Consider the following 16979-nt stretch of genomic DNA (forward strand, 5'->3'; position numbering starts at 1 on the left):
GATCCACTCGGCAAACCCGAATACGGACAACAAATCCTCGAAGCCATCCCCCACGCCCGCCTCGAGGTACTACCCGGCATGCGGCACGGAATCACCCTGGAAGCCAAACACGAGGTGAGCACACTGCTCCGGAACTTCATCCTGAACCCGGCGCCGTAAACTACCCGCGGGTCGTCCTCGGTCGTCCGCTACCTGCGCAGCGCCTCGTGATCATCGGCGCTGGGAATACCGGGCAGACAGACGGAGCCGCTCCGTCCCCGTCTGCCTGGTTTCCTGGGTGATAGCAATTCCTAGAGTTGTGTGTAGCCACCGTTGACGAGTAACTCGGCTCCGGTGGTGTTGGTGGCGTCGAAGGCGAGGAACGCGACTGCCTTCGCGACTTCTTCTGGATGGCCGACGCGTTTCATCGGTGTGTGTTCCAGAAGCTGATGCTCGACGTTCTGCGCCGACATGATCTCGCTCAATATCCCCGTATCGGTGCCGCCGGGACTGATCCGCTCCGGTGCTACCCCCAGCTCAAGCGCCGCCCCGGCCGTTTCGGTATCGACCAGATCAGCTGTCGCATCCAGACCACCAGGAAGCACGGCCAACGCCCACACCACTCATCGACCAAACCACCAAGACACCTGTCACGAGTACAGCACTCAACGCACTGGCATTCGTCCAAGGTGGCACTGCTCAGGTACCGAGGTCCGCCAAGCCCGCGCGGACCTCGCCGACAGCGTCCGCTACGACCGCAGCGAACGGCCGGTCCCCCTCTGGCTCCAGCCACTGCTCATACGCGCGCCGCAACGCGAACAGCCCGAGTTCACCCGCGAGACGCGCGGTGAACTCGGGCAGACCCCGCTCGCACAACGCATCCCGCATCACGGTACTGAGAACAGCTTCTTTGAGCGCATCGCGCTCTCGCAGCTCAGCGTTGTCCGCAAGGACCGCACGCCGTTGCGGACCGTAAGCACGCCGATCCTCGGTGAACGCCTCAGCCACCCTGTTCAGTGCCGCAGCCACCGCATCCAGCACCACCACAGGCTCAGGAGACTCGGCGATCCCCCTCTTCAGCAGCTCAACCAACTCGTCCTGCCCCGTGAACAACACTTCCCGCTTGTCTGGGAAATGCCGGAAGAACGTGCTCTTGGTCAACCCGGCACGCTCCGCGATCTCCACCACCGTCGTCTTCTCGTACCCCTGCTCGGAAAACAACTCGAGCGCGGTATGCACCAATCGATCCCGCGGGTTCGGTTCCCAACGCGCCATCCCTCCACTCTAACCTCGAAGCGAGACTCAGAGCTCCTTGCAGAAGGGTGTGTCAAGAAAACCTTGACAGTCCCGGCAGGCCGCCCGCGCGCCGCGCGGGCGGCCTGCCCAGACTTCAGTTGTCACCGGGGTTGACCGGTCTCAGACCGCTGATGTGGCCGTGTAGATGGTCTCAAACTCGATCGGGGTGAGTGTGCCGAGGCTTCGTTGTCGGCGTTTGCGGTGGTATTTCGTCTCGATCCAGGGCACGATCGCCTGTCTCAGGTCCTCATGGGTGCGATCCACCGTTCCAGGGACAATCCCGGCTGGCCGGGATGGTTACTATGGCCGTGGTTGTGCTCTGGTCGACGGTTCACCTTCCGGTGAGGTTGCGGGGCTGGTGTGGTTCTTCTGTTCGTGTATCGAGTCTTCGCCGGGCTGGCGACGCCTTCCGTGGAGGAGTGATCTGTGGCCGGATTCCTGTCGATCGCAATGTGTTGGTGGTGGCTTCGTCGGCTGGGATGAGGAAGCTGGCACGGACACCTGAACCGTCCTGGGTTCGCAGGGGTACATGTTGGAACACGAGGGTGCCCAATTCAGGGTGATCGAGGGTGGTGATGGCTTCGGTGCGGGTTCGCGCGGGATATGGTTGCCACCATTCGCGGAACTCGGGGCTCGTGTCGAGGAGACGGTTCACCATGGTGCTGAGGGCGGCATCGCCGGAGTGCAGGGCTGTGCTCAGCCGGAACTCCGCTAGTACCCGCTGGGCTTGAACCTGCCAATCCCGGAATAGTCGCCGGATGAATGGATCGGTGAACATGAGCGTGAGCAGTCCTCGATCAGCGAGGTCGCGTGCGCCCCAGTCACCGAATACCAGGCGCGCGCTCTCGTTCTGCCCGAAGCATTCCCACTGCGGCCCGATCAGCCAAGCCGGGGCCGGATCGTGGAGAGCCACCAAATTCACCAGTCCCGCGGGTGCGTGGTCGGCATCCTGGCGTTCCGCGGATGCCGGCCCGCGGCCGCTGAGCAGTGTGAGGACCAGTTGTGTTTCCTCTTCGGCACACGCGAGTGCCGCGGCGACACGGGTGAGCGCGGACTCTGAGATGGGCACCGGGCGGGCCTGTTCGAGCCAGGTGTAGAGGGTCGTGCTGATCTCGGCCAGCTCGGCCACTTCTTCTCGGCGCAGCCCGGGCGTGCGGCGGCGGCCGGTGGTGGGAAAGCCTGCTGCAGCTGGACTTATCGCAATACGTCGTGCTCGCAGGAAGGCGGCGAGTTCCTGTCTGCGCTGAGTATCTTCGATGACCACATGCACTCCCGTCGAGCCTGGTAACCGACGTTACTAGGAAGGTTCGGCCACTGGTTCCCGTCTACTAGACGACACACACTACGCGGTGGAAGAAGCGTCCCTGAGATGTTCGTACCTCGCCATCGTCGCCGCGATCGGTTGGTGACGGTGCCGCACCGATCAGGACAACCGGCCGAAACGACGGAGACAGCCAGGATGAAACTACGGACCATCGTTGCGTCGGCCATCGCCGTATACACCGTGGTCGGGCTCATGTCGGTTCCGGCGTTCGCTTCGACTGTCCCGGCCGCCGCGACAACCGCGCTGCCCGCCCCGTTCGCCCAGTGGCACGTCACGGTCGCACCGGATCCTCATCGCCAGGGTGCGACCAGTGTGGACTTCACCAGTCCTACGCTGCGGCGGCGGGTCCACAACACTGTGTATCTGCCGTCCGATTACCACGTTAACGGAGCACCATCGGCTGTACTGTACTTCCTGCATGGGGCGGTACTTCCCGCCATGGATACACCGTTGGCGCGGCCTCTCGCGGGGCTGACCGGTCGACTGCACACCCTGGCACTGACCGGAAAGCTCGGCCCGGACGGCGGGGCGTTACAAACCGATTTGGCAGATTTCGGCAAGCAACGCACCCGAGCGCATTTCCTCGTCGCCGCGCCGGACACCGGACAGGACGCCGCTTGCCAGACCTGCTTGTGGAACAACGGCAGGGACGACCTGCTACCGCACATACCGCTCGCCACCGCCAAGACCGTGCGGGCCGAGACCTTCCTGGACGGCGAGTTCATCCCGCTGATCCAACACCTGTTCAACACACGCACCGACGCGGGCGGGCGTGGCATCGCTGGCTTCTCCACCGGCGCGGTAGGAGCGTGGCTCCAGGCGCTGCGTCACCCGGACATGTTCACTTTTGTCGCGCCGATCAGCGGGGCCTACGACCTGCTCAAGGATCTGCCGTTACGGCTGCTGTTCGAATCGCTCGGGGTCATGCGCGATCAGGGCTACGGCACGAGTGTGACCGCGTTACAGCAGTGGCGGCGATTCAACCCTGCGGATCTCATCGGCAACCTCCGCGGCGCAGGCGCCACGATCGTGGCCAGTTCCGGCGACGGCTGCCTCAGCCCGGCGGTGCTCTCCGATCCCAACTGTCGACGGTATTCACCGGTGCTCAATCCCGACGCCGCCACGCTGGAAACGTTGGCCCGCAACGACATGAACCAGTACGCCGAACCCGGCGTGCACGCGGCCGGGGTCAAGGCCACCTTCGTCAAACGACCTGGCGTGCATGGCGCCAACAACGCCACCGTGTACGCCCACGACCTGCTGCCGAAGGCCAACGCCGCGTTCGCGACACAGCGACGGACCTCGGCCACCTTCGACTACACCTCGGCCGATCATGACTTCACCGTCTGGGGCTACACCATCGACACCGCGACACCGTCCGAGGACCGGTTCGTCAGTTTGTCCCGTGCCCGCCACGACGGCACGCATTTCGCCGTCACCGGCGCGGGAACCATCACGATTGCCACACCCGGGACGTTCACCCCAGGCGCGCACTACGTAATCGACAGCACGGGCGCAGCGCCACAGCACGTCGCCGCGGATACCCACGGGCGGCTACACCTGCGCGTCAAGCTACCCGAGACGGCCACCACGCGGGACATCACCGTGGTTCGTGCATAGCTGACAAACAACGCCACATTCGTCGAACCGGTCAGGAATTCTGTCCATGCAGATCACTACATACCCGCTGTCCACGGGCGACGCCGCGCGGATCACGGAGATCCTGGAAAAGGTGCGCGGCGCCGCCGACACCGGGCAGGTTCTGATGAACCTGGTACAAGACCAGAGCAGCACGCCAGTAACGGCCACCGCACCGTTCCGGGCCGGCGAACTCACAGGCGACTGGATTGCGGCTCCGAACACCGGCGTCGACGGCGTGATCTTGTACCTGCATGGGCGCCGTTTCCAATTCAACGAACCAGTGACCGTGCTCGCCGACAAACTCTCCGCCGCCACCGGATGGCCCGTGCTGATGCCGCGCTACCGACTCGCGCCGACACACCCGTATCCGGCCGCGCTCGAGGACACGCTCGCCGCCTACAAAGCCCTGTTGCAACAGGGTTTCCCCGCCACCCGGATTGTGCTCGTAGGGCACTCGGCCGGCGCGACCCTGACGCTGCAAGCGCTACTACGACTCCGTGCGGGGGACGAGCCATTGCCCGCGGCAGCGGTCGCCGTCTCGCCGATCACCGACTTCACCCTCGACACGGCCGACACCACGAACACCGGCGGTGACATCGTCACGGACAAAGAACTACGTCAGGCGCGGGACGCGTTTCTCGGCACCGCGGATCCGACCGAGGTTTCACCCCTGAACGGAATACGCCCCGGGCTGCCCCCGCTCATGATGGCCTGCGGTACCGCCGAGCGCTTAAGGGACGACACCGTCCGCTTCGCCGAACGAGCCGCGGCCGCGGGTAACGAGGTGAACTTGGAACTCTACGAGGACATGCCGCATGGCTTCGCGGTCCTCGATACCGATGCGACGAGCCTGTTGCTCAACAGCATCGGCGCGTTCACCACTGAACACCTCGCCGGCCGCACTGCCGGTGAGGCACTCGCCCCAGTAAAAATCCAACGCGTCGGCTGGGCCGGCTATGTCATCACTTCCGAACGCGGAACCAGGGTCCTCGTGGACCCCTATCTTGGGGGCAGTGAGGGTATCCACGCCGGGCTCCCACACAGCCCCTTCCGGCCCGTTGATCTGGCCGACGTCGATGTCGTCGTCGTAACACACGCTGGTTTCGACCACCGGGGTCAGGCGCTGGAGATCGTCGACGCAGGACACGCGCTACTGGTATGCGGAACGGCACTACTCGGTCCTGCCCGTTCCATGGGTATACCGATCGAACGGATCGCCACGACGGTCTCCGGCGTCCAAGTGCGCCACCGGGACGTGACGCTGCGCTCCTTGCCGGCCCGGCACCAGTCGGACATGACCGCCAACGGGCAGTTCACCGCGGACCAGCCGCAGTCGTTCCTGCTCACCACCGAGCACGGCGCCCGGGTGTTCTGTGGCGGAGACACCTCCCTGTCCCACGACCTGCGAACCTGGGGAACGCTCTACCAACCGGACACCGCCGTCCTCGGCGTCGGCGGGCTATGGATCGGCGCGGCACGCGTGGTGGAACTACCACCTTCCGACGCCGCTATAGCGGCTCGTTGGCTTGGGGTGACAACCGTGATCCCGGTCCACCACACACCCGGGGACGCCATACCAGCGCAGCTGGCGGCCAACCTCACCGCCGATCCCATCACGGTCGTTCCCCTGGAATTCGGCCAGAGCTGGACCGACGGCGAACCCAGGCGAGGTAACAAGATGATCGCACAATGAGACATCCGTCGAAACCACGCGCCACGGATAAACTCGGCTGGCTAGCCTTCGGCGACGTCTTCGGTGTCCTGGATGTCTTCGAGAGTCTCCCATGCGAACGGAATGCCCTCGAGGAAGCCACGACGGAGTGCGCCGTGCACGGCTCGCTTGGTTCCCCGAACGGCGAGCGGTGACGCCTTGTCGGCGATATTCCGCGCGATCAGCGTCGCCTTGGCAAGGAGCTCTGCTCGTGGAGTCACTTCCGTGACCAGCCCCCAGCGATGGGCATCCTCGGCGTCGATAACGAAATCCCTGCCCTCGAGCGCCATGCGCATGACGACACCGAGCGGCATCTTCCACGCCAGACCGGCGGCCTCGACTCCGTTGATCAATCCGATGTTCACGTGCGTGTCGATGAATCGCGCGTTCTCCGAGCAGATGACGATGTCGCTGTCGGCGACGAGGTGCCATCCACCACCGACGCAGGCACCGTTGACGGCACAGATGATGGGCTTTTCCAGCGACTGCATCAGATCCGTCCAGGGCCGGAAGATCGTGTATCCCTCGGTCCGGCCGGACTCGGCCGAGTCCTCCGCCGCCTCCGTGACATACAGTCCGCTGCAGAATGCCTTCTCCCCCGCACCTGTGATGACCAGGGCACGCAGATCGTGATCATCCCGGTAGGTGGTGAGCGCGGCGAGGATCTCTTCCCCTGTCGCCTTGCTGATCGCGTTCATCCGTTCTGGCCGGTTCAGCACGAGGGTCATCACACCATGGTCGGTCGTGACTTCGATGTCCTGGAATTCCATGGGGCTCCCTTTCTTCGCTTGGTTTCAGGCTTCCCGCGTATGCGGACGTACGGCGGTGACCTCGATCTCGACCGAGGCCTCCGCATAGGGCGAGGTACCGGCGATGGGGACGACGGTGGTGGATGGCAAAGTCGGACCGAAGAACATCGTGGCTACACGCTCGACCGCGGGAAGCTTGTACGGGTGCGTCAGGTACACCGTCTGGTGCACGACATCGTCGAGTGATGCCCCGTGCGCTGCCAGTGTGTCGCTGATCTTGTCGTAGATGAAGTGGGTCTGCGCGGTGTTGTCGACCTCTTCGACGATCCGGCCGTTCAGGCGTGGCTTGAGGGCGAGTTCCAGATCATCGAACCCGTTGATGTGCTGGGGGATCTCGGTGTTGATCGGTACCTCACCCGCCGGAAAAATGACATCGCGAGTACGGCTGGCGGGTACGTAGTACGGCCCCACCCCATGCGCGGTCGGTGAATTGTGGCGTTCAGCCCCCGTAGCGAGTCCGTATTCGGAGACGGCGATGACACCGAACAGGTTGGTTGCGTTCCGGCCTGGAAGCCAGCTCATGGGAAACGCGCTCATCGCCGAAATGTTCTGTGCGGAAATGATGTGTTTCCTGATGTGCGCGGTAGGCGCGTATTCTTGTAGCGACTGCCCGAGCCAGCCGCACTGCCGAATGAGCTGGCTGAAGTCGGAGCCAACAGCTTCCAGCACCGTCCGCACATTGCGCCACAACGCGATGTGTTCGGCCACAGCGGCCTCGCTCCAAGGATCGGGACAGTTGGCCCGGCCGTTCGCGGCATCCTGCGGGGAGAGCCGCTCGAAGCTGTTGACCGCGAGGCCCGTCGCCGGATCGACTCCACCCACCGGGGTTGTGAAGACCAGAGAGCCCGCCACCGTCGCATTCGGGAACGGCGTGGTCAACCGCCCCAGCGCGTCCAAGCTCCGATGCGAAGGTCGGCAATCTCCGTGAAGAGCGACCGCATCGAGCTGGACGTCAACTCTCGGGTCGATGCCGGGAGCAGTCGCCCCCACGATGGTCGCAGACGGAAGAGCGTCCCCGAACACGCTGCTCAGGACCCGCACGACGCCCCGGTAATGCTGGGGGTCACGAAGGAACACACGCAGATGCGCGACCTGGGTAAGGGACGAGTTCCGCTTGCGCAGCGTGTCCTCGAGGTTCTGAAGTGCTTGCCAGGTTTGCGGAAGGACCCGCCGCTCGGGTGCGTCGATCAGCAGGAAGCCGGTCTTGAGTTCCTGTCGAACCGACGGATCGAGCTCGTCGAATGACAACACCAGCTTTCCATCCGCGTTGTGCCCGGTCTGCCCTCCGGTGAACACGAACTCCTCGGAGGACCCTGCCTCACGGTAGTAGTCCGCCGCCGACACGGTCCGGGCTCCTCGGTGGGACATGCGGTGGATTCCCTCCTCTTGCGTCCCCATCAACGGGACATTGTCCCATTAAAGCTAGATCCGGCGTGAAGGCCGTGTCAACCATCAGAAGGTACGTCGATCGGTTTCCACGCCGATCCGAGACAGCTACCGGCGATCCGGCACGCACAAGTCCACACGCCGCCAGCGAGCGAGGGGCGAGTGTCACGCTTGCGCCTCTGCGGCGGCACCCGATTTAATTCCCCCGTAACCAAGCAGGAACTCCGCGCGGTAGTGCCTGTGCATAGCCCAGAATGTCCCGCCCGACTCACATGAGGTGACCATGGTTCTTGAATCGACCAATCGCGTGTTGGTCGTGCTGGACATGCTGGCTGGCAGCGACCACGGCCCCAGCGTTCGGCGAGTCTCCGAGGAGTTGGGTCTGAGCAGAAGCGCGACACATCGCATCCTCCAGTCCCTCGCCGAAGAGGGTTACGCGACCCAGTCTCGCGATGGCCATTACTCGGTCGGCCCCCGCCTCGTACAGCTGGCCGCACACGTGATGTCCGTTTCATCGACGACGACATCGGTCGAAGGGACCATGCGCGCTCTGGTGGACGAGCTCGGCGAATCCGCTTATCTGGCAAGGCTCGACCCGGTCGACCGAACGGCAACCTACGTGCGCCGGGTCGAGTGCACCAAGCGACTGCGGTATATCCATGAGCTCGGCACCCAGATTCCCTTGCATGCCTGCGCGGCAGGAAAGGCGATCCTCGCCGAATACGGCGAAGAGCCGCTCAAGCAGATCGACCGGACACGCTTTACCGACAACACGATCACAACCGTCGCCTCGCTTCGTACGGAGTTGAAAGCGATCACGAAACGCGGATTCGCCACGAGCACCGCCGAATACGTCGACGGCGCGGCGGGTGTAGCAGCGCCGATTATCGTGGATCGAGCCGTCATCGGCGCCCTCTCCGTCACATTGCCCGTCGTGCGCATACCGGAACCAGGCCTGGAGTCCCTCGGCCCGGAAGTTCGCCGGCACGCCGACCAGATCGCGCAGTTCGTCAGCGGGAAGGGGCTGACCTCGTTGTAGGCGCGTGCAGCACTACGACACAGTCCTGCCGTGCTGCGGCAGGCGATCGGTGTCAGGTGGTGGTTTTCCGCAGATCTGCGAGTATGACGTGGGCGGCGTTTGTTCCGCAGGCGCCGTGGATTCCGCCTCCGGGATGGGTGGTTGAGCCGCAGGTGTACCAGCCTTTGGCTGGGCCGCGGTACTGGGCCTGGCCTTCGCGGAGCACGAGTGTGCGGTTGACGTCGGGTGCGATGGAGATCCGGTGGGCGAGCAGGCTTGGTTCGATGTTGGGCGCGTATTGCCGCCACATGTCGGCGAACGCGGCCGGGTAGCCGTGTTCGATGCCGGACAGGTAGGTGGGGTCGAGGCCGTCCGGGAAGACGCAGTCCGCACCGGCGACGTGCCCTCCTTCGGGTGCTTGTCCTGGGTCCCAGAGTGTGTTGACCCGGACCACGCCGCAGGGGGCGGGTAGTTGTCCGGAGCGTAGTTCGGCGAGGTGTTGCAGGACTTCGCCGGTGGTGTCGAGTCCGATGAAGGTTTGCGCGCAGTGGTTGATGTCCGAGTCGTGGTCGCTGCTGGTGTAGTGGGGTGCTTCGGTGAGGCAGGCCGCGTAGCTGCCGATCACATCGGGGCTGGTCTGGTCGAGCCGGGATGACTCCGTCGCGGTCATCGCTGCCCGGTCGGCGCTGCTCGTCGCGACCATCGGGGCGGGCACGCGTTCCCCATCGGCGAGCAGGACCCCTTGCACGGCACCGTCTTCCACGACTACTTGAAGTACTTCGGTGTTCAGCCGGATGTGTGCGCCCGCGTTTCTGGCGGTGTGCGCCATGGTCTCCGGTACGGTTCCCATGCCGCCGATCGGCAGTCTTCGCCTGCCCAGCAGCCAGAACACGTAGCCGAGCAGGCTTACGTCCCCGCCGGGTTCTTCGATGTTCCCGGAGAACTCGCTGGCCAGCAGGTAGAACAGGGTGCGGATCTCGTCGGTGTGAAACAACCGGTCGATCACCGAACGTGCCGAGCTCTGACCGAGACCGTCGGTGTCGATAATGTCCCGGTATGCCCGCGCCAGCCGGGTCAGGTACCGGGTGAACGCCGCCGCATGTGGGGCCGACCCGTACAGCGCGGCAAGGGCCGGGGTCAGCCGGTCCGCGATGCGTTTGCATCGCGTATAGGTGCTCGCGTCCGCTGCCGAGTAACGGGACAGGGACCGCCGGGTTCGTCGCGGGGCATCGCGGCGGTGGATGATCAGCGGTGGCCTGCCGTCCCGGAAACACAGGCCATGCTGCGCCACTGGGGTCACCGTCTGGCAGGACAGCATCTCACCGACGGCGGGGAAATCCTGATACGACAGAAAATTCGCGTGCGGATGGACCAGGAAACCGGGCAGTAGTGGCTCCTCGGTCACCGCCTGCCCGCCGACCTGCTCCCTCTGTTCGGTGATCAGCGTGCGCAGACCGGCGCGGGCCAGGGACAGCCCGAGGGCGAGTCCGTTGGTGCCCGCGCCGACCACGATCGCGTCATACATTCCGTGGGCCGATATAGCTGCGCATGATCCGGTTGATTTCGGGCAGCGTGGCCTTGGCGTAGTCGGTGTCCCGGTGCAGGTAGAGGAAACCGTGGCCCTGCTGCGGGCCCTCGAACAAATGCACCCGCACACCGGCATCGCGCATCCGGTGCACATACGCCAGGGTCTCGTCGTACAGGATTTCCCACTCACCAACCCACACCAGCGCGGGCGGAGCGTCTTTCAATGACGGCACCAGTATCGGCGAAGCCCGCCAGTCATAGCAGTCCTCACGGGAACGAAGGTAGTTCTTGCTGACGAAGTCCGCATCATCGGCGCGCAGACCATAACCGTTCGCGAACTCCACATAGGACTGGTAGTTGTTGCGCATATCGCAGGCCGGTGACCAGAGGAACTGGATCGCCGGGGTCTGTTCCCCGGCGTCCCGGGCCATCAGCGAGACCACGGTCCCCATGTTCGCGCCCGCACAACCACCACCGATACCGATCCTGGTCGGGTCGAGCCCCAACCGGTGCCCGTGCCTGCCAAGGTAGGTCAGCGCGGCATAACAGTCCTCGATCGCCGCGGGAAACTTGTGTTCCGGCGCGATCCGGTAATCCGGCCGCACCACAGCACAGCCCCAGTCCAGGACGTGCTGCCCTTCCTCGGCGTCGTGGTATTCCAAGCCGTTGCTGAAGTTCCATCCACCACCGTGTGTGCTCAGATAGACCCCGACGGGCTCGGTGACTCCTTCCGGCATCCACACCCGCGTCGGGATCGGACCCGCCGGTCCGGGAATCTCGATATTCCGCGCGGTCACCCCGTCCGGGATCACCGCGTTCTCCGGCCGCTGCTCGGCTTTGCGCATGGCTTCGATACCGGTCTGGCGTATCGGCGGCGCCGCAGCCGCCTGATCATAGATCTGACGCATCTGCGGGTCGACCTCGGTCATCCGCTGCTTGCGCAACGCCTCGTAGTCACCGGCAATGGGAATACCGGGCAGACAGACCGGAGCCGTCCCCGTCGCGGACTGCCCGGACGCCGGCGCTGCATCGGCGGCACCAGAGGGGATAGCCATCGCACCTGCCATTCCGGCCGTCGCTGCGAGGAAGGTGCGACGGTCCTTGTTCGATTCACTCATCTTGGGAATCCAATACGGGTAGTGGTCAATTGATCCCGCGGATCGGATACGCTCGAGCAATACAGCGGGTACGCAGCAACTTCTAGAGTTGTGTGTAGCCACCGTCGACGGGCAACTCGGCTCCGGTGGTGTAGGTGGCGTCGAAAGCGAGGAACGCGACCGCCTTGGCGACTTCTTCTGGCTTGCCGGAGCGTTTCATCGGTGTGTGTTCCAGAAGCTGTTGCTCGGCTTTCTCCACTTCCTGTGCCGACATGATCTTCGCCAGTATCCCGGTATCGGTGCCACCGGGGCTGACCGCGTTGACCCGAATCCCGCGGCTGACCAACTCGCCGGCGAGAGTGCGGGCCATGGAACGCAGCGCCGCCTTGCTCGCCGAATACCCGCTCACCAACGGCACCCCCTTCTCGTCGACCACCGAGGTGGTCAGCACGACGGCACCGCCGTCGACAAGCAACGGGGCCAGTCGCTGTACCGTGAAATAGGGGCCCTTCGCATTGATACCGAGAAGCTCGTCATAGGTAGCTTCGTCCATCGCTTCGAACGGCACCCAGCGGGTGATCCCCGCATTCACGAACAACACGTCGAAACTACCGAATTCGGCGCGCACCCGGTCGGCAAGCGAATCGATGTCGACCATCGACGTGGTATCGCTGCGCACCGCGATCCCCCGGGTCCCGAGCTCAGTCGCAGCGGTATCGAGGTTTTCCTTGCTGCGACCGGTGACCAGCACACGAGCGCCGCGATCGGTAAAGTATTTCGCCGTGGTCAGCCCGATTCCGGTAGTACCGCCGATGATGACGATTCGTTTTCCGTCGTACTCGGCCATAGTCGACCTCCTCCCCCGGTCTTTCGCCCGGATCACGGTGTTCAGGTGAAAGCGTGCCCGCTGTCCAGGTCCTCGAGTAGTCCTGGCTGAATCGGTATCCAGTCGAGCAGTTCCCGGGTGATCGTGGCCGAAGCGGGCTGGTCGACGGACAGGATCGCGCCGAGGAAACCGAATTCATCGGCAGGAACGGATTCGACCGGCAGATTCAGGTGTTTGCCGATCACCTCGGCGATCTCCCGGATCGGCACCGCCTCATCGCCGACCGCGTGCAGCATCGAAGCGCCCGGGGCATGTTCGAGCGCGAGACGGTAGAGGTGCGCGGCGTCCTTGACGTGTACCGCGGGCCAGCGCTGCGAGCCGTCGCCGACATACCCGGAAATCCCGGTGTCGCGGGCCACGGCGACCATGCGACCCACAAATCCGGTACCTCCCTCGCCGTACACCGAACGTGGCAGCCCAACGACCGAGGACCGGACCCCACGCTCAGCCAGAGCCAGGGCCAGTTTGGCATTCGCGTGCCTGCCCGCCGCGGGAGAATCCGGCGCCGGCTCCTCGCTTTCGGTGGCCACCTGTCCCGGTTGCGCGGCGATCGGGGTCCCGGACGTCACGACCAGTGGCTTTCCGGTGCCTTGCAGTGCCTCGCCGAACGCCTCGATGGCGCGCGCGTCGGTGCCGATCGAGGTATCGAACTGAGCGAAGTCGTGCACGAACGCCAGATGGATCACGCCATCAGCCTCGGCCGCCGCCGACTTCAGCACGTCGAGATCGTCCAGGCCTCCGCGCACTACCGCGCCACCCGCGGCCTCGATCGCGGCCGCCGAGGCGTCCGACCTGGCCAGCCCGACAACCTGATGACCAGCGCTGATGAGCTCCGGAACGACCGCTGAACCAACCCAACCGGACGCACCGGTGACAAATACCCGCATAAGTTCCCCTTCGTAACGGAAACCAAGAGTGATGAGACTTGGTGACATCACCATAGCAAACTACGAGACCGAGTGACATCACCTAAACTGGTGGCGTGGGACGATGGGCACCGGATGCACGTGGACGGTTGGAACAGGCCGCACTCGATCTGTTCGCTCAACAGGGTTACGAGGCCACCATGGTGGACCAGATCGCCCAGCGCGCAGGACTGACGAAACGGACCTTGTTCCGCCATTTCGCTGACAAGCGCGAGACCCTGTTCGGCGGCCAGGACGCACTGGCCCGACTGTTCGCCGAGGGGATCGCCGAAGCACCCGAGGACGCGGACCCAGCCGAGATGCTGGATTCCGCCTTGCGCGCGGTGGCACGGATTCTGGATGCGCAGCGGTGGGAACTAGCTCGGCGACGGGCACCCATCATCGCGGCCAACGAACCCTTACGAGAACGGGAGCTGTACAAGCGCGTCGCCCTCCGCGCGGTGCTCGGAGACGCGCTACGGGAACGCGGGATTCCCAAGCTCGCCGCGAGCCTGCACGCCACGCTCGGCGTTCTCGCGTTCAGTACCGCCTTCGCGCGCTGGCTCGAACCCGATCACCACGAAGGGTTCGATCAGATCGCCAGCCAGACCCTCACAGAAATTTTGACCTCCGCCGCTGCACTGGGCAAGAGGCGGTAGCGGACGACGGCACGCACGCAGTCCACCGTGAAACCCGGCGGCCACGTTTCGCCTATCCTGCCGAGTGGGCGCCGGTCATCAGCGCGGCGAGGTCCTCGGGTTCGAGGAACGATGGTGGTGGCGGCGGTCCCCAGGAGTACAGTCCGGCGAGGCCGTGCAGGACTTCCGGGCTCCACAGCTCGTCCTCGGGGATGGTGTCCATGTCGGAGTAGTACTCGGAGAAGTTGCCCCCCGGATCCTTGAGATACCAGAAGAAGTTGGCACCGGCATGGTGCCGTCCCAGGCCCCAGATGTGCCGTTCCGGAGCACCTTCCAGCATGGCGTGCGCACCGCGCCCGACCTCATCGATGTCGTCGACCTGCCAGCTCGTGTGGTGCAGGAAACTGACCGGAGCGGCCATGACCAGCACGGTGTGATGCTCCACCGAGCAGCGCAGAAACGCCGCCCGCTCACCCATGTAGTCACTGACCTTGAAGCCGAGCCCTTCGGTGAAGAACCGCATCGTGGCCTCGAGGTTGGTACTGCGGCAATCTCGGTCAGCGGCCCGCTAGTCAGGCGCCGTCGTCTCGCATCTCGGTGAAGCAGCCGAGTCGATACAACTCCGCGCGAACCCACGAGGCATACCGCTGCACCGGTGAATCCGTCACTCCCGCGTCCCGCTCCCGCACATACCGCTGCACGATCGGATGCGCCAGCGCACCACCAGAACGCCCGCGCCTGGCAGCGGTCACCAACGCATCCCGCACCTCCGCCCGCCGCAACGGAGGCACCCGGCGTCGCGGCTCCGGCCGCAACAACGGCTTCGCCGCCATCACCGCCTCAACCACCTCCTCCACCCCGAACTCATGCTTGTGCCGCTGCGGGAAATCGGGGACTGTAACGTGAACGGTCGGGTGGCCCGGGGGAATCGCACCCCCGGGCTCCCACAGATCCGTACGTGACAGTCTCCCGTCATACGGCTCTTGTCGTCCTGGTCATCTGGCCGCCGGTTCGACCCAGGTCCAGTGCGCAAAGTACTGCGGCCGCTGGAGAGCGGCTTCCGTGAGTGCCCTGGTGGCTTTCTTCCAGGTGCGCCACTTCTTGTACTTGTTCATGATCCACCGCATCAGGTAGGTGTTGATGCGGCGGAGCACGGGATACAGCGTCGAGCCGTAGAAGGCCCCGTAGTAGGCCATCCAGCCTCGGATCTTCGGGTTGATCAGCGTAGCGATCTCCCGTCCATCCGAGCGGACCCAGCGGTGCAGCCTCCAGGACCGTACCTCGGCGCTGATTTTCTTCAGGGCTTCCTTGCTGATCGCCGGGAGGAACGCGGTGAACCGCACCCCGTCCTTCCGCCGTGCTCGCCGGGGGCGGAACGTGAACCCGAGGAACGTGAACGACGTGTGCTCGTCCGAGTCGCGCCGATTGCTGTCCTTGCAGTACACGATCTTGGTCTTGGCCGGATGCAGTTGCAGCCCGACCTGCCCCATCCTGTCGGCGATCGCCACCACCAGGCGCTGAGCCTGGCGCTTGGTGACGCAGTGCACGACCGCGTCGTCGGCGTATCTTTCGAACTGGACGCCCGGATGTTCTCGGGCGAGCCAGGCGTCGAACGCGTAGTGCATGAACAGGTTAGCGAGAACGGGACTGATGGCAGACCCCTGTGGGGTACCGCGATCTCGATCTTGCAGAGTCCCGTCGGGCAGTTGTAGTGGAGCAGCCAGCCACCGCTTGACATACAACACCACCCAGCGGGTCTCGTCGGTAGTGTGTGCCTGCACCGCCTTAACGATCAGGTCCCACCCGACGCTGTCGAAGAACTTCCGAATGTCCAAGTCGATCACCCAGTTGTACTTCCAGCAGCGCCGTCGGCACGCCCCGACCGCGTCCAGCGCGCCCCGACGGGGCCGATACCCATAGGAGTCAGGATGGAACAACGGCTCCACCACCTTCTCCAGTCGAGCAGCAGCCACCGTCTGAGCAACCCTGTCCGCAACGCAAGGCACCCCGAGCACGCGGGTCCCCTCGCCATGCGGCTTGGGTATCACCACCGCCATCACCGGAGGCGGGACGTAGCTCCCCGAGGACATCCGATTCCAGACCTTGTATAGGTTGTTCTTCACGTCGGCCTCGAACGCCTCGATGGATACCTGATCCACTCCGGGTGCGCCCTTGTTTCCCTTCACTTTCACCCAGGCGTCCCAGACCTCCCGCTTGGAGATCTGGAACGGCTTATCAGATGCTTTCAACTCGTTCACGCAACTCCTCCCAGCTTCCGCCGGTTGATCGAGCAAACAGCAGTCACGGACAACCCGGCCCCTTCGCTCCACTCCCATTACAGGGGCTTCATCACTACTACGGACCGGTCCGCCAGCGTGTCCGGCGACGGTACTCACGTCCCTACGGGGCATTCCCGGCTCGGGCACTCCCTCTCGCCGCAGACTGATGCGGCCGTTTCCGGACACGCCTTCTCACGTTCCGTGCAAGAGCCGCAGACCAGGCTCACGCCACCTCTGCGCCGGACACCACCTGGCCAGTAGACGGGTCGCCCGCCAGGCTCATCCCGGGATACAGAACAACACCCCGGTTTTGATGTCATCTCATGCGTTTCGACGCTTCGACAGTGGTCGTCTTCCAAGTCCCTGCCTGACGCATCACGTGCGCCTTTTCCTCATCGCTCACCACGACGGTCTTTAGCCAACGCAGCATGAGGCGGCTTGAAGCCACCCCCCGCAGGGCGGCCCTGAGCTTCCCCTTGAATC

The 16979-nt window shown here is 64.5% G+C and carries 15 protein-coding genes and 2 pseudogenes; 4 read left to right on the forward strand and 13 right to left on the reverse strand.

Annotated features, from left to right (window positions below):
* Positions 1-290: 290 nt before the first annotated feature.
* From AD72_RS37845 to AD72_RS33965, 4 genes and pseudogenes are all read right to left on the reverse strand, one after another.
* A complete protein-coding gene (locus AD72_RS37845) occupies positions 291-602 on the reverse strand; it encodes an SDR family oxidoreductase (protein WP_231645138.1) in 312 nt (103 codons plus the stop codon).
* Between the two features lie 76 nt (positions 603-678).
* The gene (locus AD72_RS33955) at positions 679-1254 is read right to left on the reverse strand and encodes a TetR family transcriptional regulator (protein WP_031470755.1); all 576 of its coding nucleotides are present in this window, start codon (positions 1252-1254) and stop codon (positions 679-681) included.
* Between the two features lie 141 nt (positions 1255-1395).
* A pseudogene (locus tag AD72_RS37850) lies at positions 1396-1530 on the reverse strand (IS3 family transposase); the annotation flags it as partial.
* Between the two features lie 76 nt (positions 1531-1606).
* Complete coding sequence (locus AD72_RS33965; RefSeq protein ID WP_082469316.1) at positions 1607-2545, reverse strand: helix-turn-helix transcriptional regulator; 939 nt, start codon at positions 2543-2545, stop codon at positions 1607-1609.
* Between the two features lie 189 nt (positions 2546-2734).
* Here AD72_RS33965 and AD72_RS33970 point away from each other — a divergent pair, with 189 nt between their 5' ends.
* Both AD72_RS33970 and AD72_RS33975 read left to right on the forward strand, forming a co-directional pair.
* Complete coding sequence (locus tag AD72_RS33970) at positions 2735-4219, forward strand: alpha/beta hydrolase-fold protein (RefSeq protein ID WP_031470758.1); 1485 nt, start codon at positions 2735-2737, stop codon at positions 4217-4219.
* Positions 4220-4265: 46 nt separating this feature from the next.
* Positions 4266-5933 (forward strand): alpha/beta fold hydrolase, encoded by a 1668-nt coding sequence (locus tag AD72_RS33975; RefSeq protein WP_051899317.1) that lies wholly within the window; start codon positions 4266-4268, stop codon positions 5931-5933.
* Between the two features lie 41 nt (positions 5934-5974).
* Here AD72_RS33975 and AD72_RS33980 read toward each other — a convergent pair whose 3' ends face one another.
* Together AD72_RS33980 and AD72_RS33985 are read right to left on the reverse strand one after the other, a co-directional pair.
* Positions 5975-6721, reverse strand: coding sequence for an enoyl-CoA hydratase/isomerase family protein (locus AD72_RS33980; RefSeq protein WP_051899318.1), 747 nt, complete (start codon positions 6719-6721; stop codon positions 5975-5977).
* Positions 6722-6745: 24 nt separating this feature from the next.
* Complete coding sequence (locus AD72_RS33985; RefSeq protein WP_031470761.1) at positions 6746-8104, reverse strand: RidA family protein; 1359 nt, start codon at positions 8102-8104, stop codon at positions 6746-6748.
* A 325-nt stretch (positions 8105-8429) separates the two neighbouring features.
* Between AD72_RS33985 and AD72_RS33990 the strand changes: the two genes are divergently transcribed.
* Positions 8430-9185, forward strand: a complete 756-nt coding sequence (locus AD72_RS33990) for an IclR family transcriptional regulator (protein ID WP_231645141.1) — start codon at positions 8430-8432, stop codon at positions 9183-9185.
* Between the two features lie 52 nt (positions 9186-9237).
* On the opposite strand, the gene AD72_RS33995 is transcribed toward AD72_RS33990, so the two are convergent.
* The 4 genes from AD72_RS33995 to AD72_RS34010 all read right to left on the reverse strand — a co-directional run bounded on the left by AD72_RS33995 (position 9238) and on the right by AD72_RS34010 (position 13561).
* The gene (locus tag AD72_RS33995; protein ID WP_031470763.1) at positions 9238-10689 is read right to left on the reverse strand and encodes a phytoene desaturase family protein; all 1452 of its coding nucleotides are present in this window, start codon (positions 10687-10689) and stop codon (positions 9238-9240) included.
* Positions 10682-11809 (reverse strand): alpha/beta hydrolase, encoded by a 1128-nt coding sequence (locus AD72_RS34000; protein WP_082469321.1) that lies wholly within the window; start codon positions 11807-11809, stop codon positions 10682-10684. Before AD72_RS34000 ends, AD72_RS33995 begins: the two co-directional genes overlap by 8 nt.
* A gap of 82 nt (positions 11810-11891) precedes the next feature.
* Positions 11892-12635, reverse strand: a complete 744-nt coding sequence (locus tag AD72_RS34005) for an SDR family oxidoreductase (RefSeq protein WP_031470765.1) — start codon at positions 12633-12635, stop codon at positions 11892-11894.
* A gap of 41 nt (positions 12636-12676) precedes the next feature.
* Positions 12677-13561 (reverse strand): SDR family oxidoreductase, encoded by an 885-nt coding sequence (locus tag AD72_RS34010; RefSeq protein ID WP_031470766.1) that lies wholly within the window; start codon positions 13559-13561, stop codon positions 12677-12679.
* Between the two features lie 95 nt (positions 13562-13656).
* Between AD72_RS34010 and AD72_RS34015 the strand changes: the two genes are divergently transcribed.
* A complete protein-coding gene (locus AD72_RS34015) occupies positions 13657-14238 on the forward strand; it encodes a TetR/AcrR family transcriptional regulator (RefSeq protein ID WP_031470767.1) in 582 nt (193 codons plus the stop codon).
* 52 nt (positions 14239-14290) lie between these two features.
* On the opposite strand, the pseudogene AD72_RS34020 reads toward AD72_RS34015, so the two are convergent.
* The 3 genes and pseudogenes from AD72_RS34020 to ltrA form a co-directional block, all read right to left on the reverse strand.
* Positions 14291-14746, reverse strand: a pseudogene (locus tag AD72_RS34020) (VOC family protein); the annotation flags it as partial.
* A gap of 43 nt (positions 14747-14789) precedes the next feature.
* The gene (locus AD72_RS36995; protein WP_156365513.1) at positions 14790-15074 is read right to left on the reverse strand and encodes a hypothetical protein; all 285 of its coding nucleotides are present in this window, start codon (positions 15072-15074) and stop codon (positions 14790-14792) included.
* Positions 15075-15212: 138 nt separating this feature from the next.
* A complete protein-coding gene (ltrA, locus tag AD72_RS34030) occupies positions 15213-16475 on the reverse strand; it encodes a group II intron reverse transcriptase/maturase (RefSeq protein WP_031470769.1) in 1263 nt (420 codons plus the stop codon).
* Between the last annotated feature and the right edge of the window lie 504 nt (positions 16476-16979).

It is taken from the genome of Sciscionella sediminilitoris, assembly GCF_000737195.2.
Classification (GTDB): Bacteria; Actinomycetota; Actinomycetes; order Mycobacteriales; family Pseudonocardiaceae; genus Sciscionella; species Sciscionella sediminilitoris.